Source organism: Pseudomonas sp. GM55 (assembly GCF_000282395.1).
GTDB lineage: Bacteria > Pseudomonadota > Gammaproteobacteria > Pseudomonadales > Pseudomonadaceae > Aquipseudomonas > Aquipseudomonas fluorescens_CC.
The window spans coordinates 1-20894 of sequence record NZ_AKJJ01000145.1 but is presented as its reverse complement, the minus strand read 5'-3'; the positions used below and the strand labels follow the sequence as shown (position 1 = coordinate 20894).

Sequence of the window (20894 nt, the reverse complement as noted above, 5' to 3'; positions counted from 1 at the left end):
AAGCGCGCCGCGTTTATTCAGTTCGTAGGCGTTATCGTTAACGACCATCGCTGGCAAGCCAGCTCCTACACGAGACCGCGTCCGAGTCGAAAATGAAGTGATTTTTGATGAGTAACGGTTGCCAGTCGGTAACCCTGACCATCCAGACAAAATTTCGCCCGCCTACATTTCTTTCAGAAAGCGGCTACAAGCATAGGTAAACACCAAAAGCACTCACGCCATTAAGTTGAACAGCAAGTCGGCGAACGACTTCAAACTTACTTATTGCGAGTGCAACCATGAAACCCATCAACTACAACCAGTATCGTTCGATCAGAAGCGTCAACGGTCGAATACGCTTTTTGATCTTTCATTACACAGCTGGCAACTTCACCAGTTCGATCAATGTCCTGACCGGTCCAAACGTCAGCGCACACTATCTGGTTCCGGACATTACCGACCCCAGCTATCTGAAGGCGGGTTATACCGGACAGGAAGTATTCAATCTGGTGGATGAAACTTATCGCGCGTGGCACGCGGGCGTCAGCCAGTGGGGTAATCGCAGCAATCTGAATGACACGTCCATCGGTATTGAAATCGTCAACCTGGCGACGGACAACAAAGGCGAATTCACCTTCCCGCCGTATCACCCCGAGCAGATTGCTGCGATTGAACAACTGGCGCTGAACATCCTCAAGCGCTACCCGGATATCACGCCGACGCAGGTTTTGGGCCACTCCGATGTTTCGATCGGCCGCAAAAGTGACCCGGGGCCGATGTTCCCCTGGCAGGCGCTGTACTTGAAAGGCGTTGGCGCCTGGTTCGATGAAACCACTCGGGACGAGTATCTGTGCCAATACAACACATCGGGCATCCCGGCCCGAAGCGAATTGCTGGGACTGTTCAAATCCTATGGATACGATGTCTCGGGCGCCTCGACGGAAGAGGGTTTTCAAAGGTTGGTGCGGGCATTCCAGATGCATTTTCGCCCGGAAAACTTCGACGGAAAAATGGACGCGCAAACAGCCGCCAATCTGAAGGCCCTGGTAATCAAATACTTTCCAGGCTGATCGCTGGCAACGGTTTTTCAGCCAATAGATGCAACGACCGGCAAGGCCAGTCAATGTGACCTTGCCGACGCTATCAGAGCGAATACTGCTGCAGATTCCCCATCATTTCCCTCAACGCTTCGATGTTGTCCTTCGGATGCGCCGCGCCTTCGAAGTCGCAAATCTGCTGCCAGTGCGCCGCCACGTCTTCCGGGGAGAAACCCGTCCGTGGATCGAACCCGACGCCGAGGCTGCGCTCCCAGCGGACCTTGCCCATCCAGCCGCCGCCGACTTCGAACAGACCGGAGGTTTCCTGGCAGTTCTCGCTGGCCAGGTACACCACCAGCGGGCTGACCAGTTCGGGCTTGAGCTGTTCGAAGACTTGCGGCGGGATCAGGCCTTCGGTCATGCGCGTACCACCGGTGGGGGCGATGGCATTGACCAGGATGTTGTTCTTGCGGCCTTCAATGGCCAGGGTGCGGGTCAGCCCATAGAGACCGAGCTTGGCCATGCCGTAGTTGGACTGGCCGAAGTTGCCATAGATGCCCGAGGTCGACGCGGTGAAAATCACCCGGCCGTAGTTCTGTTCGCGCATGTGCGGCCAGGCGGCGCGGGTGACTTTGTAGGCGCCTTCGACGTGAACGCGGTAAACCAGGTCCCAGTCGGCGTCTTCCATTTTGTGGAAGGTCTTGTCACGCAGGATCCCGGCGTTGTTGACCACCACGTCGACGCGGCCGAAGACGTCCAGGGCGTGCTGGACCAGTTTGTCACCGTCGGTGACCGAGTCGTGGTTGGCTTCGGCGATGCCGCCGGCCTCGCGAATGTCCGCGACCACGCGGTCGGCGGCCGAAGCGTTGGCGCCTTCACCCTGGGCCGAGCCGCCAAGATCGTTGACCAGCACCTTGGCACCCTGTTTGGCAAACAGCAGTGCATGCGCCCGCCCCAGGCCGCCACCGGCACCGGTGATGATCACGACTTTATCTTCGAAGCGCACAGACTCATTCATGGGGGGACTCCAGCAGGCCAAGGGACAATGAGACCGAGTTTCAGGCACGACGCTACCGGTCACAATGAACACGGGGGAGGCTGAATGGTGCGCGATAAGGCTGGGGGATGATTGATGGAGAAGATGGACACAAAACCCTGTGGCGAGGGGAACAGGTTCAGTTAAGGATTCTGTAGGAGCGAGCTTGCTCGCGATGGACTCAAGAGCGCTGCGTTCAGTCAGTAAACACGCGGCATCGTTAACGACCATCGCGAGCAGGCTCGCTCCTACAGGACTCAGGAGCAGGCGACTTTGCGCGGCGGCAAGAGCAGTTGATCGCGAAACGCCAGGTAGTGCTTGAGCACCTCGCCGGGTGCCTCGATCTGTGGGTAGTGGCCAATGTCGGGCAACACCACCGTGTCCGCCTCCGGTATCAGCTCCCGATAACGCTCGACCATGTGCACGCCGGAGACCGGGTCCACCCCGCCATCGATTACCCGCAGCGGTACTTCACCGCGTTGCATCGCGCTCACCCAGCGATTGCGCCAGACGCGTCGCTCCGGGATGTAGGCGATCAATTTATGCATGATCCGTGGCCCGCGATGGCTTTCGACCAGGCTCCAGAAATCATCCATCTGGCTTTCACTGGGACGGGTCTGCGGACCGAAAATCTGTCGAAAGCTTCTCACCAGACCATCGCGACTAAAGGCGCGGCCAATCATCCAGCCCAAAGGGCTGAGCAAGAGCTTTTGCATCAGTACCGGGCGATGGGTTTCCGGAAACAACCCGCCATTGAGAAACACGCAACTGGCCAGTTCCACCCGCGATTCGTAATGCCGGGCCAGCAGCTCCTGGGCCACGCTGTCACCATAATCGTGGGCGAACAGGTGCACCGGCTGCTCGACATTCAAGTGTTCAAGCAGTGCCTGTTGCAGATCCGCTTGCTCCAGCAGGCTGTATTCGTGATTCGCCGGCTTGGCCGAATCGCCGAAGCCCAGCATGTCACAAGCGATCACGCGAAAATGCTGGGTCAAAGGCTGCCACAGGTAATGCCAGTCCCAACTGGCGGACGGAAAACCGTGAATGAGCAACAGCGGCTCACCCTGCCCTGCTGTCCAGTAACGGATGCTCTGGCCACGGAATACGAACTCCCGGCTGCGTTTGCGCCAGACACACAAAGGGATCTCGGCGAGTTCCATCAGAGTTTATAACCCGGGTCCAGTTTATCGAGTTTACGCAGCAACGCTGGCCAGGCCAGCGCTCCACCCATGCCTTGAGCACTTCTGGTGACACCCGCGATCATGGCTTTGGCGCCGGCCAGAATCTGCGGTTCGATGGCGATCAGTTCAGCGGCACCGTTTTGCGCCATGACCTGAATGTCGCAGGCCCGCTGAAAGGTAAACATCATCAGGAACGTATCGGCGATGGTGCTGCCGCAGGTCAGCAGACCGTGGTTATGCAGCATCAGGAAATTGTTTTCGCCGAGGTCGGCCTGCAGCCGTACTTTCTCTTCATGGTTGAGCGCCACGCCTTCGTAGGCGTGATAGGCCAGGCTGGAAAGCACGAACAACGACTGTTGGCTGATCGGCAAGACGCCCTGCTTCTGTGCCGACACGGCAACCCCCGAAGCCGTGTGGGTGTGGAGCACGCAGACGACATCGTGACGGACTTCATGCACAGCGCTGTGGATGGTGTAACCCGCCGGATTGATCTCGTAAGGGCTGTCCATCAGCTTGTTCCCGGCCTGATCCACCTTGACCAGGCTCGACGCGGTCATTTCGTGAAACATCAACCCGAACGGGTTGATCAGGAAATCTTCGGTGCCGGGCACTTTGGCGGAGATGTGGGTAAAGATCAGGTCATCCCAACCATGCTGGGCTACCAGACGATAACAGGCAGCGAGGTCGACGCGGGTTTGCCACTCGGTGGGGCTGACCAAGTCTTTGACACTCTGGGGCGATTGGACGGGGGCTACGCTCACGGCTAGGAACCTCGGTTTTTATTATGGAGTGTTTCCAATGAATACCGAGTCTAGTCAGCCCTCCGGGTTCGTGTAGTTGCATTAGCAGCCAGCTTGATGACCCAGCGAGTCAGTCGCCCGGCTGCTCTGGATCCATGTCAAATGACCGGCGCCGGCAAGGGCCTGACAGGCAGCGTTTACTGTACTGTCAGAACCCTGACTGGCTTGGGTGCCATGGCAACGGTCAGTTGCGAAGTGCGCTGATCAGGTCCGCCAGCCAGGGCTCGGCGTCCGTTTCGGGGGTCACACTTTCGCTGGCATCCAGACGCAGCATTGGCAGTACTTCACGAATGCCCAGCTCACCGAACAATTCGCGCATCAGTTCGCCGCCCCCACAAAATGTATCGCCATAGCTCGCATCGCCCAGGCCGATCACCGCACCCGGCAAGCCACGCCAGGCAGCGGGCAACTGGTCACGAATCGCGAAATACAGCGGTTGCAGGTTGTCCGGCAGCTCGCCCATGCCAGTGGTCGACGTCACCGCCAGAAAGGCTTCTGGGCCAAACGCCTGGACATCGGCGAGGGCCGCACGCGGGTTGTGCCAGGTTTCGAAACCGGCGGCTTTCAACAGGCTGGCGGCGTGACGGGCTACTTCTTCGGCCGTGCCGTACACCGAGCCGGAAATGATGGCGACTTTCATCAATCTGATCCTGAATCCGAGTAAAAGACCGGGATATTAACAGCACAGTCGTGATTGTTCTTTTAGAATGCGATCGACAATCAATCAGGAAAGGATACTCCGATGATTAACGCACAACTGCTGCATTTGGTGATCAACGCTTCAAATGACGGTATCGTGATTGCCGAAAAGGAAGGCGAGCAAGACAACATCCTCATTTACGTCACCCCGCGTTCGAACGTCTGACGGGGTACTCCAGCGAAGAAATTCTCTATCAGGACTGCCGCTTCCTGCAGTCGGGGGACCGCGACCAGGAAGCCCTGCCATTGATTCGCGATGCCTTGAATCGTGAAGGATCCTGCCGGGAAATACTGCGCAACTACCGCAAGGACGGCACACCGTTCTGGAATAAGCTGTCCCTTTCAACGGTGAAAAATCCGGCGGACGGGCAAACCTGCTTTGTCGGTGTACAAAAAGACGTCACCGCGCAGGTCAAGGCGCAACAGCGCGTGGCTCAACTGGAGGCGCAGCTGGCTGAGCTCCAGGCCGAGCTTGCTGCGCTCAAGGCGACGAACGGCAAAAACCAAATCCGGAATTAATGGTCAGTAACTACAATCACCACTGACTTTGTAACCATATCTTCCGAGTTGGCCATGCACCGCGACGCACTCCTGACCCAGGATGAGCTGGATTTCATCCAGACCATGCAGCACAACCCGCAGCTCAATGTGCGGGACGCGACGTCGAGCCTGCTGGTCAACGGTGGATCGCAAATCCGTGACCTGCTCACCCGCCTGGCAGCCCATGAGCAGGTCACCATTCACGCCAGCTTCGAAAACCAGCAGATGACCTTCCCCCTGCACCTGGTGGAAGACGAGTTCCATGCGCTGCATTTGCGTCTCGGCGTGCCGAGCATCTATGAAGGCGGGCCGATGGTCCGGCCCTGGCGCCTGGTACTGGACGAACCGGTAGCGCTGGAAAACGCCAAGGGTCAACCCGGCGCCCTGTGGGTACACGAAGTGTCGTGCAAAGGAGTCTTGCTGGAAGTTCGCAACAAGACCAAGCCGCCGAAGCATTTCGCCCTGTGGTTCAGCCCGTCAGGCTATGAGCGGATTGCCTTGCGTGGCACTTTCGAGAAAGAAAACGAACAGGGCTTCTACGCCTATCAACTGAGCCAGAGCGATACGGACGAAACCGAGCGTCTGCGCCAGTTCATCCTGCAACAGCATCGCTTGACTCATCCAGCGCTGCACCTCTGAATTTCAAGTATCCAGATTACCCGCCAGGAACTGTTTCAGACGCTGGCCCATGACCTCCCCTTCATTGCCCAGGCAACCGATCGATGACCCGGCCAGGCTCTCCTGTGCCAGGTCAGAAGCATCACCGGCCAACAGCAATCGACACTCCAGAATCATGGCCAGGCGATTCAAGCGCCGAGGCATCTCGGGAGCCGGCACACAGTTGGAAAACAGCACCAGCGCCTGGGGCTTGATCCGTCCACAGACCAGGGTCAACTCATCGAACGGCTGACCGACGGGCAGCACTCGAATCCCCGGTTGCGAGCAGCCCAGGAACAGGGCGGCGATCAGTAGTTCGAGTTCCCTACAATGGCCAACCAGGGCACTGATGACGACTCGTCTTGGTCGGGTATCGCGCATCAACAGCAGGCGTTGCAACACCCGCGAACGCAGGAATCCATCGAGAAACATCCATTCGCTAGCCCCACCGAATTGATCCTGGCGTTGCAGCAATTGCCTCCATACCGGGACAAGAATGTCTTGAAATACCACGGACAGGGAATAGCTGGAAAAAACCTGTCCGTACACCTGCTCCAACTGAACGTCGTCAAACGTGCTGACGGCAACCCGGATCTGCTGTTGCCATTGAGCGTAGTCGGCCAGCACAAGGTCTTTGGGAATGATGTGCGACAGCGCTTGAAGGGGTGCGGCCCTGGCCAGTAACGTGCCGATTTTGCTGACCGCCACTCCGCGGTCGATCCAGCCGAGAATGCTGCGAACACGCTCGATATCGGTCATTGAATAGAGGCGATGCCCACTTTCAGTGCGTGTTGGCACGATCAGACCATAGCGTCGTTCCCATGCGCGGAGCGTGACCGGGTTGACACCGGACAGGCGCGCCACCTCGCGAATCGGAAAGAGCGGGTCCCGTTCAAGGGAGACAGCCTGCGGTACACCTGAATCTACGTCAGTAAGGACAGGCATCTGGGGTTGTACATCCATGTGCAGATGGGAACTCATTCTAACTCCGCCGCCCCCTAGCGATTCAAGTTCATAATCGAAAAAAAACACTCAAAGACGAAACCGGCCGGATCAGGAATAATCCTTGCTTGTTCCGAGTCTCAGCCCACCACCCCGGCGCTGCGCCTGGCGAAGTTCCTATCCGGAGCGACGCAAATGTCTTATGGAGATACACAATGTCTACCCCACCCGTCACGCTGATGGTTGCGCGCCGCGTTGCCAATGGGCGCTATCAAGACCTGATCGCCTGGTTGCGCGAAGGCGAACAACTGGCCACCGACTTTCCTGGCTACCTCGGCTCCGGCGTACTCGCACCACCGCCCGGCGATGACGAATTCCAGATTATCTTTCGCTTCGCCGACGAGCAGACCCTGCATGCCTGGGAGCATTCCGCCTCACGCAGCGCCTGGCTCGGACGCGGTAGCGACCTGTTCGCCCACCCGACAGAACATCGGGTCAGCGGCATCGAGGGTTGGTTCGGTGCCACCGGCCAACGCCCGCCGCGCTGGAAACAGGCCGTGGCGATCTGGCTGGCGTTCTTTCCGGTTTCACTGCTGTTCAATTTTGTGCTTGGGCCGCTGCTGAGCGAGATGGCGCTACTGCCTCGCGTGTTCATCAGCACCCTGTGCCTGACGCCGTTGATGGTGTATTTCTTCATCCCGCTTTCGACCCGCGTGCTGACAAATTGGCTGAACAGCACGCCGGCACGACCATTGCCCGCCGAGCCCTCCACCCAAAACCACTGATGATCTCTTGTGGGAGCAGGCCCGTTTTGCAGAATAGGTAGAGTGCTCCCGTCGCTGGTATAGTTTTGCTCTCACCGCGACGCGAGCCGTTCATGACTTCTTCCGCAGCCCCTATCCTCATTACCGGCGCCGGCCAGCGTGTCGGCCTGCACTGCGCTCGGCGACTGCTGGAAGATGGCCATCGCGTGATTTTCAGCTACCGCAGCGAGCGTCCCGGCGTACAAGCCCTGCGCGATCTGGGGGCTACCGCGGTGTTCGCGGACTTCGCCAGCGAGGCCGGCATCCTCGCCTTCATCGGCGAATTGAAAACCCACACCGACTGTTTGCGGGCGATTGTCCACAACGCTTCCGAATGGCTGGCCGAAACACCGGACACTGACGCCGCGGCATTCACCCGCATGTTCAGTGTGCACATGCTGGCGCCTTACCTGATCAACCTGCATTGCGCCGAACTGCTGCAACGCTCGAGCCCCGCCGACATCGTGCACATCAGTGATGACGTGACCCGCAGGGGCAGCAGCAAGCACATCGGCTATTGCGCCAGCAAAGCCGGGCTTGACAGTCTGACCCTGTCCTTCGCCGCCAGGTACGCGCCGGCCATCAAGGTCAACGGGATCGCGCCGGCCCTGCTACTGTTCAACCCTGAAGACGACGCGGCCTACCGCACCAAGGCGCTGGCCAAGTCCGCACTGGGCATCGAGCCTGGCTGCGAAGTGATCTACCAGAGCCTGCGCTACCTGCTCGACAACCCCTATGTCACCGGCACCACCCTGACCGTCAACGGCGGAAGGCACATCAAATAAGTGCCCCGCGAGGATTTTCCATGACGTTATCCCTGCCCCAGAATTACCGTGAAATCCTCATCGGCCTCGGCGAAAACCCCGACCGCGAAGGGTTGCTCGATACGCCGATGCGCGCGGCCAAAGCCATGCAGTACCTTTGCCATGGTTACGAGCAAAGTGTTGAAGAGATCGTCAATGGCGCGCTGTTCGCCTCCGACAACGATGAAATGGTGATCGTCGACAACATCGAGCTGTATTCGCTTTGCGAACACCACATGCTGCCCTTCATCGGCAAGGCGCATGTGGCTTATATTCCAACCGGCAAGGTGTTGGGCCTGTCGAAGATTGCGCGGCTGGTGGACATGTTCGCCCGGCGCTTGCAGATCCAGGAAAACCTCACCCGGCAAATCGCCGAAGCCGTGCAGCAGGTGACCGGTGCGGCAGGCGTCGCAGTGGTCATCGAAGCGCAGCACATGTGCATGATGATGCGCGGCGTCGAGAAACAGAATTCGACCATGAACACCTCGGTGATGCTCGGCGCCTTCCGCGAATCGAGCAACACCCGCCAGGAGTTCCTGCAATTGATTGGACGGAGCAAGTAGCAATGCCACAACTTCAGCCAGGCATGGCACGCATCCGGGTCAAAGACCTGTGCCTGCGTACCTTCATCGGCATCAATGAGGATGAAATCCTCAACAAGCAGGATGTGCTGATCAACCTCACCATCCTGTACGCTGCCCAGGAAGCGGTACGGGACAACGACATCGATCACGCACTGAACTACCGGACCATTACCAAGGCGATCATCGCCCATGTGGAAGGCAACCGCTTTGCGCTGCTCGAACGCCTGACCCAGGAAATTCTCGACCTGGTGATGGCCAACGCATCGGTGCTTTACGCCGAGGTGGAAGTCGACAAGCCCCACGCACTGCGATTCGCCGAGTCGGTATCGATAACGCTTGCAGCGAGCCGCTAACTACAAGCTTCAAGCGGCAAGCTGTAAACTTGAGCCACCGCCATCCAACTTGCAGCTTGAAGCTTGCCGCTTGAAGCTGTCTCGCAGAGACCGCCATGACCGACCAACAACGCCTGGAACTCGAAGCCGCCGCCTTTCGCCGGCTGGTGGCCCACCTGGACAGCCGCAAGGATGTGCAGAACATCGACCTGATGAACCTCTCGGGCTTCTGCCGCAACTGCCTGTCCAAGTGGTACAAGGCCGCGGCTGACGAACGCCAGATCGAGGTCAGCCTCGACGAAGCCCGCGAAGTGGTTTACGGCATGCCGTACGCCGAATGGAAAGCCCAGTATCAGCAAGAGGCCAGCGCCGAACAACAAGCGGCGTTCGCCAAAGGAAAACCCAATGAGTGATTTGAACAACCTGCGCGCCAGCCTCAACAGCGGCGAACACGCTTTCGCCGACACCCTGGCCTTCATCGCCGCCGGTTACGACTATCAGCCTCAGGCCTTCAACAATGGCGGCGTGGAGAACGCGGCCGGGCAGAACGAAGGCTCGTGCAAGACCCTGGGTCTGGCGCTGCTCGAAGGCTTGAGCGATGAAGAAGCCCTGCTGGCATTCGGCGAGCACTACCGTTCGGTGCTGGCGACGCCTGAAGGCAGCGATCACGGCAATATCCGTGCGTTGATGGCTCACGGTCTGGCCGGCGTGAAGTTTTCTCAGCAACCGCTGACCCGCCGATAACCGAAGCCCTGTAGGAGCCGGCTTGCCGGCGAAGGGTCCATTGAGTCTTGCGTCACTCTTGCGGACGCCTTCGCTGGCAAGCCAGCTCCTACAGGTTCAACCGTGTTTGAAACCACAACCCGACTTTTAAGATTGACCCGGCAACTTTATTTCGTTTGCCGCATACCAGCGCTCACGGCTTAGATAAAAAGAAGTCCTCCTTCTTCCGAGCCGGTCATTCATGCGCAGCGAAACCATCAGCCAGTCGATCAACATCGTTCACCCTGTCACCCTCAGCCACGGCAAAAACGCCGAGGTCTGGGACACCGATGGCAAACGCTACATCGACTTCGTCGGCGGCATCGGCGTGCTGAACCTCGGCCATTGCCATCCGCACATCGTCTCGGCCATTCGTGAACAAGCCACCCGATTGACCCACTATGCGTTCAACGCTGCGCCCCACGTGCCTTACCTCGAACTGATGGATCGCCTCAGCGCGTTCATGCCGGTGGGTTACCCGGTCAGCGGCATGCTCACCAACAGCGGCGCGGAAGCGGCGGAGAACGCCCTGAAGATCGTTCGTGGCGCCACTGGCCGCACTGCGGTCATCGCCTTCGACGGCGGGTTTCACGGCCGCACGCTGGCCACGCTCAACCTCAATGGCAAAGTCGCGCCCTACAAACAGAAAGTCGGCGTGCTGCCGGGGCCGGTGTATCACCTGCCGTTCCCCAGCCAGGACAACGGCGTGACTTGCGCCGATGCACTGAAGGCCATGGAGCGGTTGTTCAGCGTCGAGATCGATGTCGAAGACGTCGCCTGCTTTATCGTCGAACCGGTGCAGGGCGAAGCGGGTTTCCTGGCCATGGAGTCCGAGTTCGCCCAGGCGCTGCGCAAATTCTGCGACGACAAGGGCATTGTGCTGATCGCCGATGAAATCCAGTCCGGTTTCGGGCGTACCGGCCAACGCTTTGCATTTTCGCGACTGGGTATCGAGCCTGACCTGATCCTGCTCGGCAAAAGCATCGCTGGCGGCGTGCCGCTGGGAGCGGTGGTCGGGCGCAAATCGCTACTGGATAACCTGCCCAAGGGCGGCCTCGGAGGCACCTATTCCGGCAACCCCATCGCCTGTGCGGCGGCATTGGCAACTCTGGACGAAATGACCGATGCCAACCTGCACGCCTGGGGCACGCAGCAGGAAGAGGCGATTGTCGGCCGCTACCAAGCCTGGCGCTCAAGCAGGCTGATGCCGTACCTGGGTCGCCTGACCGGCGTCGGCGCCATGCGTGGTATCGAGTTGATCAACGCCGATGGCTCGCCAGCACCGGCACAATTGACCCAACTGCTGGCCCTGGCGCGGGACGCCGGTTTGCTGCTGATGCCCAGCGGCAAATCTCGGCACATCATTCGCTTGCTGGCGCCATTGACCACCGAGGCGGCAGTGCTGGAGGAAGGGCTGGATATCCTGGAAGCGTGCCTGAAGAAATTGGCCTGATCCACAGTGCCCTCTGTAGGAGCGAGCATGCTCGCGAAGAACCTGAGAGCCCTGCGGGGTGTCTGACTCCCCGCGTTATCGTTGACGACCATCGCGAGCGCGCTCGCTCCTACAGGGACATGTGTCTTTCCCGAAGGCAAAAAAAAACCGGCCGAAGCCGGTTTTTTCATTTCGACGAAAGCAGAATCAAGCGTTCTGCAGTCCGTCGAGGTAGCGCTCGGCATCCAGTGCCGCCATGCAACCGGCGCCAGCCGAGGTGATGGCCTGACGGTACACGTGGTCAGCCACGTCACCGGCGGCGAAGATGCCTTCAAGGCTGGTGGCAGTGGCGTTGCCGTCACGGCCGCCCTGCACAACCAGGTAGCCGTCCTTCAGGGTCAGCTGGCCTTCGAACAGCGAAGTGTTCGGTGTGTGGCCGATGGCGATGAACACGCCGTCGACTTTCACTTCGTCGAAGCTGCCGTCGTTGTTCTTCAGGCGGGCACCGGTCACGCCCATGTTGTCGCCCAGGACTTCGTCCAGGGTGGCGTTGAGCTTGAGGATGATCTTGCCCTCGGCAACCCGTGCATTGAGCTTGTCGATCAGGATTTTCTCGGCGCGGAAGGTTTCGCGACGGTGGATCAGGGTCACGGTGCTGGCGATGTTGGCCAGGTACAGCGCCTCTTCGACAGCGGTGTTGCCGCCACCGACCACAGCCACTGGCTTGTTGCGGTAGAAGAAACCGTCGCAGGTGGCGCAGGCCGAAACGCCTTTGCCCATGAACGCTTCTTCCGACGGCAGGCCCAGGTAACGAGCGCTGGCACCGGTGGCGATGATCAGGGCGTCGCAGGTGTAAGTCGCGCTGTCGCCGGTCAGGGTGTAAGGCTTGGCAGCGAAGTCCACGGCATTGATGTGATCGAAGACGATCTCGGTTTCAAAGCGCTCGGCGTGCTCACGCATACGTTCCATCAGCGCCGGGCCGGTCAGGCCATGGACATCGCCCGGCCAGTTGTCGACTTCGGTGGTGGTGGTCAGTTGACCGCCGGCCTGCATGCCGGTGATCAGCAGTGGCTTGAGGTTGGCACGGGCGGCATAGACCGCGGCGCTGTAACCGGCAGGGCCGGAACCGAGAATAATCACTCGCGAATGACGGACTTCAGACATGACCTGCTCCTGTTGACCGGCCCGGAACACCTGGCGCGGAACGCCGGATTGCCGGCTGGAATAAAAAAGAACGGTTGAAAGCACTTGGGGAAGGCTTGAACCCGACCGTCCTGTAAAAGATTGGGTGCAGCGTATCGAGGGGGCGAAGATTAAGGAAATACGGTTTAACAATCCAGCTCATAGGTGGTCTCTATGCCATCTGCCCGACGATATCGACGTCTTTGTTACAGTGAATGTCGATACCGCCACCGCGCTTTCGCATATGAAGCAAAGCCGGTAAGGTCGGCGCGTTTTCCCTCTGTTCGGAGCACCTTATGCCCGCCCCCGTTCTGTCCGGCCCGCAATACCTGCGCGAAGGCCTCAAGCTGGTGCTGAGCCCCAGCCTGCGTTTGTTTGTGTTGTTGCCGCTGGCGATCAACCTGGTGCTGTTCGTCGGATTGATCTACCTGGCCGGCCATCAATTCAGCCTGTGGGTCGACACGCTGATGCCGTCCCTGCCCGACTGGCTGAGTTTTCTCAGCTACGTCCTCTGGCCGCTGTTCGTGGTGCTCGTCGTGCTGATGGTGTTTTTCACCTTCACCATGCTCGCCAACGTCATTGCCGCGCCGTTCAATGGCTTTCTCGCGGAGAAAGTCGAAGTGGTGGTGCGCGGCACCGATGATTTTCCGACCTTCAGCTGGGGCGAACTGATTGCGATGATCCCGCGCACCCTGGCCCGGGAAATGCGCAAGCTCGGCTATTTTCTGCCCCGGGCGATCGGCTTGTTCATCCTCTCGTTCATCCCGGTGGTGAACATCATCGCCGCGCCGCTGTGGCTGTTGTTCGGTGTGTGGATGATGGCGATCCAATACATCGACTACCCGGCGGACAACCACAAGCTGGGCTGGAACGAGATGCTCGCGTGGCTGCGACAGAAGCGCTGGCAGAGCATGAGTTTCGGTGGCAGCGTCTATCTGGTGCTGCTGATTCCAGTGGTCAACATCCTGATGATGCCGGCCGCCGTGGCCGGGGCGACGCTGTTCTGGGTGCGTGAGCGCGGCGCGGAAAACCTGGTGGCACAGCGCTGAGTCACAAATCCATCATCCCGACGTCACACTGACGACATGGCCCCAGCCGACACTGGGGTCATGACGACAGCTCTGCATATCACCCTGATCACCGAAACCTTCCCTCCGGAAATCAACGGCGTGGCCAATACCCTTGGTCGCTTGTGCGACGGCTTGCGCGCGCGCGGGCATCAGGTGGAATTGGTGCGACCGCGTCAGGGCTGCGACCAGCAGTTGGGCAGCGACGATGAATTGCTGCTGTGCCGCGGCTGGCCGCTACCGGGCTATCCCGGTTTGCAATGGGGTCAGTCGTCGATGCACAAACTGCTGCGGCGCTGGACGCGCCACCGCCCGGACGTGCTCTACATCGCCACCGAGGGCCCGCTGGGCCTGTCGGCCTTGCGTGCGGCACGGCGACTGGGGATTTCCGTGGTCAGCGGGTTCCACACCAATTTCCAGCAGTACTCCAACCAGTACGGGCTTGGTTTGCTCACGCGCCTGCTGACTCACTACCTGCGCTGGTTCCACAACCGCTCGACCATGACCCTGGTGCCCAGCGTCAGTCAGCGCATGGAGCTGGAGCGACGGCATTTCGAGCGGCTGGCATTGCTGTCCCGAGGAGTCGACAGCGAACTGTTTCACCCGGCCAAACGTTTGAATGCCCTGCGTGAACAATGGGGACTGGCCGAGGAAGACATCGCCGTCATTCATGTCGGACGCCTGGCCCCGGAAAAAAACCTCGGCCTGCTCAAGCGCACCTTCAATACCCTCAAGGCGAGTTATCCACAGCGCATCCTGAAACTGATCGTGGTCGGCGATGGCCCGCAGCGCCATGAGCTGGAAAACGAAATGCCCGAGGCGATTTTCTGTGGCACCCAACGGGGTGAAGCCCTGGCGTGTCACTACGCGTCGGGCGATGTGTTTCTGTTTCCGAGCCTGACCGAAACCTTTGGCAATGTGGTGCTTGAAGCACTGGCCTCGGGGCTCGGCGTGGTGGCCTACGATCAGGCAGCGGCCGCCCAGCATATCCGTCATGGCTACAACGGCGTATTGGCAATGCCGGGGGATGAAGAAGCGTTCTGCGATGCCGCGGCATGGCTGCTGGAGGAGAGGGAAACTTTGCGTAATGTGCGTCTCAATGCGCGCCAGCATGCCAGTCGCCAAGGCTGGGCGACGATCATCGAGCAGTTCGAGGGACAATTGCGCGGGGCGTGTATGCAGCGACAGACATTGCCGGATGCTGCTTTGTTGCCTTGAAAAGCTTCGCTGGCAAGCCAGCTCCTACAGGATCAGATGCCCAGAAATTGTAGGAGCTGGCTTGCCAGCGAAGCGGCCCTTCCTGTCGCCGCTTAAACCAGCGTCATCAACGCCTCACGGCTGAACGGCAGAATGTCTTCTTCGCGGCCGTCACGCACTTTCTGCGCCCAGTCCGGGTCCACCAACAGCGCGCGACCGACCGCTACCAGGTCGAACTCGTCGTTGTTCAGGCGCTCCAGCAGTTTTTCCAGGCTGGCCGGCTGTGCAACCTTGTCGGTGTTGACCATGAACTGCAGGAACTCGCCATCCAGACCGACACTGCCCACGGTGATGGTCGGCTTGCCGGTGAGCTGGCGGGTCCAGCCAGCCAGGTTCAACTCGGAACCGTCGAACTCCGGTTCCCAGAAACGGCGGGTCGAACAGTGGAAAATATCCACGCCTGCGTCGGCCAACGGCTTGAGGAATTCGCCCAAGGCTTCCGGTGTTTGCACCAGGCGCGCGGTGTAGTCCTGCTGCTTCCACTGGGAGAAACGGAAGATGATCGGGAAACCCTCACCGACCGCAGCACGCACGGCCTGAATCAATTCAATGGCGAAGCGCGAACGGTTGGCCAGGCTGCCGCCGTATTCGTCGGTACGCTGGTTGCTGCCTTCCCAGAAGAACTGGTCGATCAGGTAACCGTGGGCACCGTGGATTTCCACGCCGTCCATGCCGATGCTCTGCGCATCCTTGGCAGCCTGGGCGAACGCGGCGATCACGTCCTGGATATCCTGCTTGGTCATGCCGTGCACCACGACCTGACCTTCCTTGATTTTTTCCGACGGGCCATAACCCGGCACGCCGGCATCCGGCTCGGTGCCGATACGACGTACGCTGCCCACATGCCACAACTGCGGCACGATCTTGCCGCCTTCGGCGTGAACGGCGTCGACGACTTTCTTCCAGCCGGCCAGGGCCGCTTCACCGTAGAAATGCGGAACGTTCGGGTAGCCGTTGGAAGCCTTGTGACCGACGGTGGTGCCCTCGGTGATGATCAGGCCGACGCCCGCAGCGGCGCGGCGACGGTAGTATTCGATGACTTTGGAGTTAGGCACGCCGCCCGGAGAAAAGGAGCGGGTCATCGGCGCCATGACGACGCGGGTCGGCAGTTCGAGGGTGCCGAGGTGGAACGGTTTGAACAGGGCTTTGACGGGCATGGGACGCTCCACGGAGAATTAACTTTATGACGGCGATAATATGGAGCGAGCATCGCTTTGAACAGCACTATTGATTGCAGTGATTAAGGATCAAAAGACAGGAAATATTGTAGGAGCCGGCTTGCTGGCGAATCAGGCGACGCGGTGTATCAGGAACACCGCTATCGCTGGCAAGCCAGCTCCTACAAAGGGGGGAATCAGCTCAGCGCTTTTTCGATCGCGTGAACAATGGTCGGATCATCCGGCGCCGTGCGTGGAGAGAACCTTGCCAGTACGCGGCCGTCCTTGCCCAGCAGGAACTTCTCGAAGTTCCAGGTGATATCGCCGGGAAATTCCGCGCCCTCGCCCGCCAGCAAACGGTACAACTGATGACGGTCATGCCCGTTGACTTCCAGCTTGCTGGACAACGGGAACGTCACGCCATAGTTGAGGCTGCAGAAATCCTTGATCTCCTGCTCGGTTCCCGGTTCCTGCCCGGCAAACTGGTTGCACGGCAAGCCCAGCACACTGAAGCCTTTGCCTTTGAATTGCTGGTAGAGGTTTTCCAGCGCCGCGTACTGCGGTGTCAAGCCGCATTTGGAAGCGACATTGACCACCAGCACGACTTTGCCTTTGAAAGGCGCCAGAGGTAGCTCCTGACCATCCAGGGCTGTCAATTTAAGGTCGTGAAAAGCACTCATGACGTACTCCAGATTCCCGTGTTCTTTTCGAAACAGCCACTTGGCGGTGTCGTCAGGGACAGCCGCAGACTAAAAAGGCGCCCACAGGGCGCCTCTCCAGCTATCTGAGCTTAGCGCAGAAATCAGTGGTGATGGCCACCTTCGCCATGGACGTGGCCATGAGCGATTTCTTCCTGGCTGGCGTCACGGATAGCAACGATCTTGACCTGGAAATTCAGGCGCTGACCGGCCAACGGGTGGTTGCCGTCAACGGTGACGTCGTCGCCGTCCAGATCACGGATGGTCACGATCTGCATCTGGCCGTCCGGAGCGGAAGCGTGGAACTGCATGCCCACTTCCAGCTCGTCGACGCCTTCGAACATGCTGCGGCTCAGGGTGCTGACCAGTTCGGCAGCGTATTCGCCGTAAGCGTCTTCCGGTTCAACGGCTACAGTCAGTTCGTCGCCAACAGCCTTGCCTTCCAGAGCCTTTTCCAGGCCCGGGATGATGTTGCCTGCGCCTTGCAGGTAGACCAGCGGCGCGCCGCCGGCGGAGCTGTCGATGACCTCACCGGCGTCGTTGGTCAGGGTATAGTCGATGGAGACAGCCTTATTGGCGGCGATCAGCATGGGGCGAGACCTTTTGCATAAGAAGATTGAAGGGCCAAGTTTAGCGAAGCAATCGTCCGAAAGCGAACACAACCCGGACAGACGGGATTCGACGGTCACAGGCTTTCATCAGGACGAGGACGGTCACTGGGTGGCCGAGCTTTCCTGCGGCCATACCCAACACCTGCGGCACCAACCGCCATGGCAATCCCGCGCCTGGGTCATGGACCCTGTGCAACGCCAGGAAAAAATAGGCCAACCCTTTGCCTGCGGTTGGTGCGCACAAGGCTCGGTTAGCGATAACCTTGGCGACTGAATTTCGGTAGATCGCCAGTTATAGGCTTTCACCATTGCCATGCACCTTCTAGAGAATCCGCATGCAAACTTTTTTTATCGCGCCCACCGATTTTGGTGTGGGTCTGACCTCCATCAGCCTCGGGCTGGTGCGTACCCTTGAACGAGCCGGGCTCAAGGTCGGCTTTTTCAAACCGATTGCCCAGCCGCATCCGGGCGATACGGGCCCGGAACGTTCCACCGAACTGGTGGCGCGTACCCACGGCTTGAAACCGCCTCAGCCACTGGGCCTGGCCCATGTCGAGCGCATGCTCGGCGACGGCCAGCTCGATGAGTTGCTCGAAGAAATCATCACCCTGTATCAGCAGGCCGCCATCGGCAAGGATGTGCTGATCGTCGAAGGCATGGTGCCGACCCGCAGCGCCAGTTACGCCGCGCGGGTCAACCTGCACCTGGCCAAGAGCCTCGACGCTGAGGTGATCCTGGTCTCGGCACCGGAAAACGAAGTGCTGACCGAGCTCTCCGGCCGCGTCGAGTTGCAAGCGCAATTGTTCGGCGGCCCGAAAGACCCGAAAGTCCTTGGCGTGATCCTCAACAAGGTCAAGACCGAGGAAAGCATGGAGGCCTTCGCCACGCGCCTGAAGGAGCATTCGCCGTTGCTGCGCAGTGGTGATTTCCGCTTGCTCGGCTGCATTCCGTTTCAGCCGGAACTGAACGCCCCGCGAACCCGCGACGTCGCCGACCTGATGGGTGCGCAAGTGCTCAACGCCGGTGATTATGAAACCCGGCGCATGACCAAAATCATCATTTGCGCCCGCACCATGCGCAACACCGTGGAGTTGCTCAAGCCCGGCGTACTGGTGGTGACCCCCGGCGACCGCGACGACATCATCCTCGCCGTCAGCCTCGCGGCCCTGAACGGCGTGCCTCTGGCCGGCCTGCTGCTGACCAGCGACACCCTGCCCGACCCACGCATCATGGACCTGTGCCGCGGCGCCCTGCAGGCCGGGCTGCCGGTGCTGTCGGTGAGTACCGGCTCCTACGACACCGCCAACCTGCTCAATGGCCTGAACAAGGAAATCCCCATCGATGACCGCGAACGCGCGGAGATCATCACCGACTTCATCGCCAGCCACCTCGATGCCAACTGGCTGCATCAGCGCTGCGGTACCCCACGGGAGATGCGCCTGTCGCCAGCGGTGTTCCGCTATCAACTGATCCAGCGTGCCCAGGCGGCCAACAAACGCATCGTGTTGCCCGAAGGCAGCGAGCCGCTCACCGTGCAGGCCGCCGCGATCTGCCAGGCCCGAGGCATCGCTCGCTGTGTGTTGCTGGCCAAGCCCGAGGACGTGCAGGCCGTCGCCCGTGCCCAGGGCATCGAGTTGCCACCGGGCCTGGAAATCATTGATCCGGACTTGATCCGCGAGCGCTATGTCGAGCCGATGGTTGCGCTGCGCAAAAGCAAAAGCCTCAATGCGCCGATGGCCGAGCAACAACTGGAAGACACCGTGGTGATCGGCACCATGATGCTGGCCCTGGATGAAGTCGACGGCCTCGTATCGGGCGTGATCAACACCACCGCCAACACCATCCGCCCGGCCCTGCAGCTGATCAAGACAGCGCCGGGCTGCACCCTGGTGTCGTCGGTGTTCTTCATGCTGTTTCCCGAAGAGGTGCTGGTCTATGGCGACTGCGTGATGAACCCGCACCCAAGCGCCAGCGAACTGGCCGAGATCGCCCTGCAAAGCGCTGACTCGGCCGCCGCATTCGGCATCACGCCACGGGTGGCGATGATCAGCTACTCCAGTGGCGATTCGGCGAGCGGCGAAGAAGTCGAGAAGGTCCGCGAGGCTACCCTGCTCGCCCACGAACAACAGCACTCGCTGCTGATCGACGGCCCCTTGCAGTACGACGCCGCCGCCAACGAAAACGTGGCCCGGCAACTGGCGCCGAACAGTCAGGTGGCCGGTCGGGCCACGGTGTACGTGTTCCCCGACCTCAACACCGGCAACACCACCCACAAGGCCGTGCAGCGCAGCGCCGACTGCGTCAGCCTCGGGCCGATGCTGCAAGGCCTGCGCAAACCGGTAAACGATTTGCCGCGCGGTGCGCAGGTCGATGACATCGTCTACACCATCGCCCTGACCGCGATTCAAGCCGCCAACCGACCTATGGATGTGTAAATGCTGGATTTTCTACCTGCCCCGTTGCGCGGCGTGATCGCCGCGTTGCTGTTGGCACTGAACACGATATTGCTCTGCTCGTTCCTGTTCTGCGTGGCGCTGGTCAAGGTATTGCCGTTCCCCCTCACCCAGCGCATCGCCCGCTGGCTGATGAGCCATACACACGAAGCCTGGATCAGCATCAACAAAGGCTGGATGAACCTGATCCGTCGCACCCGCTGGCACATCAGCGGCCTGCAGGGTCTCGACTACCAGCACTCGTACCTGATCACCAGCAACCACCAGAGCTGGGTCGACATTCTGGTGCTGCAATACGTGCTCAACCGGCGCATTCAACCGCTGAAGTTCTTTCTCAAGCAGGAGCTGATCTGGGTTCCGGTGATCGGCCTGGCCTGGTGGGCACTGGGCTTTCCGTTCATGAAGCGCTACTCCAAGGTGTACCTGGAGAAGCATCCGGAGAAGAAAGGCAAAGACCTGGAAACCACGCGCAAGACCTGTGCGAAATTCCGCGACAACCCGGTGGGCATTTTCAACTTCGTCGAAGGCACGCGCTTCACCGAAGGCAAGCATGCCCAGCAACAGTCACCCTTCAAGTACCTGCTCAAGCCCAAGGCCGGCGGTATTGCGTTTGTGCTGGATGCGATGGGCGAGCAGCTGGAGTCAATCGTCAACGTGACGATTCATTATCCGGCCGGTCGCCCGGGCTTCTGGGACTTGCTGTGCGGTAACGTTGCGGACGTGGTGGTGCATTTTCAGGAGCTGAACATTCCGCCACAGTTCATCGGCAAGAACTATGATCAGGACGGTGAGTACCGGCTGCAGTTTCAGGGTTGGATCAATCAGTTGTGGCAGGACAAGGATGCGTTGTTGGGGCAGATGCATCGGGAGTATCCAGCGAAG

At 59.8% G+C, this 20894-nt stretch carries 23 protein-coding genes and 1 pseudogene; 15 read left to right on the top strand and 9 right to left on the bottom strand.

Annotated elements, in window-relative coordinates; all coding sequences use genetic code 11:
- The first annotated feature begins 278 nt into the window (after positions 1 to 278).
- On the top strand, positions 279 to 1049 hold the full coding sequence (locus tag PMI31_RS28020; protein WP_008023265.1) for an N-acetylmuramoyl-L-alanine amidase: 771 nt from the start codon (positions 279 to 281) through the stop codon (positions 1047 to 1049).
- Positions 1050 to 1122: 73 nt separating this feature from the next.
- Here PMI31_RS28020 and PMI31_RS28015 read toward each other — a convergent pair whose 3' ends face one another.
- The 4 genes from PMI31_RS28015 to PMI31_RS28000 all read right to left on the bottom strand — a co-directional run bounded on the left by PMI31_RS28015 (position 1123) and on the right by PMI31_RS28000 (position 4673).
- Positions 1123 to 2034: an SDR family oxidoreductase gene (locus PMI31_RS28015; protein WP_008023262.1), complete on the bottom strand. Its 912-nt coding sequence runs from the start codon at positions 2032 to 2034 to the stop codon at positions 1123 to 1125.
- 275 nt (positions 2035 to 2309) lie between these two features.
- The gene (locus PMI31_RS28010; RefSeq protein WP_008023261.1) at positions 2310 to 3212 is read right to left on the bottom strand and encodes an alpha/beta fold hydrolase; all 903 of its coding nucleotides are present in this window, start codon (positions 3210 to 3212) and stop codon (positions 2310 to 2312) included.
- Positions 3212 to 3994, bottom strand: a complete 783-nt coding sequence (locus tag PMI31_RS28005; RefSeq protein WP_008023259.1) for a class II aldolase/adducin family protein — start codon at positions 3992 to 3994, stop codon at positions 3212 to 3214. The genes PMI31_RS28010 and PMI31_RS28005 overlap by 1 nt, the downstream gene beginning before the upstream one ends.
- Positions 3995 to 4217: 223 nt before the next feature.
- A complete protein-coding gene (locus PMI31_RS28000; RefSeq protein WP_008023256.1) occupies positions 4218 to 4673 on the bottom strand; it encodes a flavodoxin in 456 nt (151 codons plus the stop codon).
- Between the two features lie 102 nt (positions 4674 to 4775).
- Here PMI31_RS28000 and PMI31_RS27995 point away from each other — a divergent pair.
- Positions 4776 to 5251: pseudogene (locus PMI31_RS27995) on the top strand (PAS domain S-box protein).
- Positions 5252 to 5305: 54 nt separating this feature from the next.
- Complete coding sequence (locus tag PMI31_RS27990) at positions 5306 to 5911, top strand: hypothetical protein (RefSeq protein ID WP_008023250.1); 606 nt, start codon at positions 5306 to 5308, stop codon at positions 5909 to 5911.
- 3 nt (positions 5912 to 5914) lie between these two features.
- Here the strand turns inward: PMI31_RS27990 and PMI31_RS27985 are convergent, their stop codons facing one another.
- Complete coding sequence (locus tag PMI31_RS27985) at positions 5915 to 6874, bottom strand: MerR family transcriptional regulator (protein WP_043302709.1); 960 nt, start codon at positions 6872 to 6874, stop codon at positions 5915 to 5917.
- Positions 6875 to 7086: 212 nt separating this feature from the next.
- On the opposite strand from PMI31_RS27985, the gene PMI31_RS27980 reads away from it, so the two are divergent.
- The 7 genes from PMI31_RS27980 (at position 7087) to PMI31_RS27950 (ending at position 11608) form a co-directional block, all read left to right on the top strand.
- Positions 7087 to 7656 carry an antibiotic biosynthesis monooxygenase gene (locus tag PMI31_RS27980; RefSeq protein WP_008023246.1) on the top strand — a complete coding sequence of 190 codons (570 nt, stop codon included), beginning with the start codon at positions 7087 to 7089 and terminating at the stop codon, positions 7654 to 7656.
- Between the two features lie 92 nt (positions 7657 to 7748).
- Entirely contained in the window at positions 7749 to 8459 is a 711-nt protein-coding gene (folM, locus tag PMI31_RS27975) for a dihydromonapterin reductase (RefSeq protein ID WP_008023244.1), read from the top strand.
- Between the two features lie 20 nt (positions 8460 to 8479).
- Positions 8480 to 9040: a GTP cyclohydrolase I FolE gene (gene folE, locus PMI31_RS27970; RefSeq protein ID WP_008023242.1), complete on the top strand. Its 561-nt coding sequence runs from the start codon at positions 8480 to 8482 to the stop codon at positions 9038 to 9040.
- A 2-nt stretch (positions 9041 to 9042) separates the two neighbouring features.
- Positions 9043 to 9414, top strand: coding sequence for a dihydroneopterin triphosphate 2'-epimerase (gene folX / locus PMI31_RS27965; RefSeq protein ID WP_007970304.1), 372 nt, complete (start codon positions 9043 to 9045; stop codon positions 9412 to 9414).
- 95 nt (positions 9415 to 9509) lie between these two features.
- Entirely contained in the window at positions 9510 to 9806 is a 297-nt protein-coding gene (locus PMI31_RS27960) for a DUF1244 domain-containing protein (RefSeq protein ID WP_008023232.1), read from the top strand.
- The gene (locus PMI31_RS27955; RefSeq protein WP_008023231.1) at positions 9799 to 10137 is read left to right on the top strand and encodes a HopJ type III effector protein; all 339 of its coding nucleotides are present in this window, start codon (positions 9799 to 9801) and stop codon (positions 10135 to 10137) included. Before PMI31_RS27960 ends, PMI31_RS27955 begins: the two co-directional genes overlap by 8 nt.
- Positions 10138 to 10357: 220 nt before the next feature.
- On the top strand, positions 10358 to 11608 hold the full coding sequence (locus tag PMI31_RS27950; RefSeq protein ID WP_008023228.1) for a 2-aminoadipate transaminase: 1251 nt from the start codon (positions 10358 to 10360) through the stop codon (positions 11606 to 11608).
- Positions 11609 to 11794: 186 nt separating this feature from the next.
- Here the strand turns inward: PMI31_RS27950 and trxB are convergent, their stop codons facing one another.
- Positions 11795 to 12751, bottom strand: coding sequence for a thioredoxin-disulfide reductase (gene trxB, locus PMI31_RS27945; RefSeq protein ID WP_008023227.1), 957 nt, complete (start codon positions 12749 to 12751; stop codon positions 11795 to 11797).
- A 314-nt stretch (positions 12752 to 13065) separates the two neighbouring features.
- Here trxB and cysZ point away from each other — a divergent pair, with 314 nt between their 5' ends.
- Positions 13066 to 13818 (top strand): sulfate transporter CysZ, encoded by a 753-nt coding sequence (gene cysZ, locus PMI31_RS27940; protein WP_008023225.1) that lies wholly within the window; start codon positions 13066 to 13068, stop codon positions 13816 to 13818.
- Positions 13819 to 13854: 36 nt separating this feature from the next.
- Positions 13855 to 15054 carry a glycosyltransferase family 4 protein gene (locus PMI31_RS27935; protein ID WP_008023224.1) on the top strand — a complete coding sequence of 400 codons (1200 nt, stop codon included), beginning with the start codon at positions 13855 to 13857 and terminating at the stop codon, positions 15052 to 15054.
- A 92-nt stretch (positions 15055 to 15146) separates the two neighbouring features.
- Here the strand turns inward: PMI31_RS27935 and PMI31_RS27930 are convergent, their stop codons facing one another.
- From PMI31_RS27930 to PMI31_RS27920, 3 genes are all read right to left on the bottom strand, one after another.
- A complete protein-coding gene (locus PMI31_RS27930; protein ID WP_008023221.1) occupies positions 15147 to 16250 on the bottom strand; it encodes an NADH:flavin oxidoreductase in 1104 nt (367 codons plus the stop codon).
- 197 nt (positions 16251 to 16447) lie between these two features.
- A complete protein-coding gene (locus tag PMI31_RS27925; protein ID WP_008023220.1) occupies positions 16448 to 16930 on the bottom strand; it encodes a glutathione peroxidase in 483 nt (160 codons plus the stop codon).
- Between the two features lie 122 nt (positions 16931 to 17052).
- On the bottom strand, positions 17053 to 17538 hold the full coding sequence (locus PMI31_RS27920; protein WP_007942189.1) for an FKBP-type peptidyl-prolyl cis-trans isomerase: 486 nt from the start codon (positions 17536 to 17538) through the stop codon (positions 17053 to 17055).
- Here PMI31_RS27920 and PMI31_RS27915 point away from each other — a divergent pair.
- From PMI31_RS27915 to PMI31_RS27905, 3 genes are all read left to right on the top strand, one after another.
- Complete coding sequence (locus tag PMI31_RS27915) at positions 17507 to 17833, top strand: DUF3565 domain-containing protein (protein WP_043302707.1); 327 nt, start codon at positions 17507 to 17509, stop codon at positions 17831 to 17833. The two genes, PMI31_RS27920 and PMI31_RS27915, sit on opposite strands and share 32 nt — an antisense overlap.
- A 61-nt stretch (positions 17834 to 17894) precedes the next feature.
- Complete coding sequence (pta, locus tag PMI31_RS27910) at positions 17895 to 19994, top strand: phosphate acetyltransferase (RefSeq protein WP_008023219.1); 2100 nt, start codon at positions 17895 to 17897, stop codon at positions 19992 to 19994.
- The coding region (locus PMI31_RS27905) for an acyltransferase (protein ID WP_008023218.1) at positions 19995 to 20894 on the top strand (900 nt) is incomplete at its 3' end. It lies immediately after the preceding gene.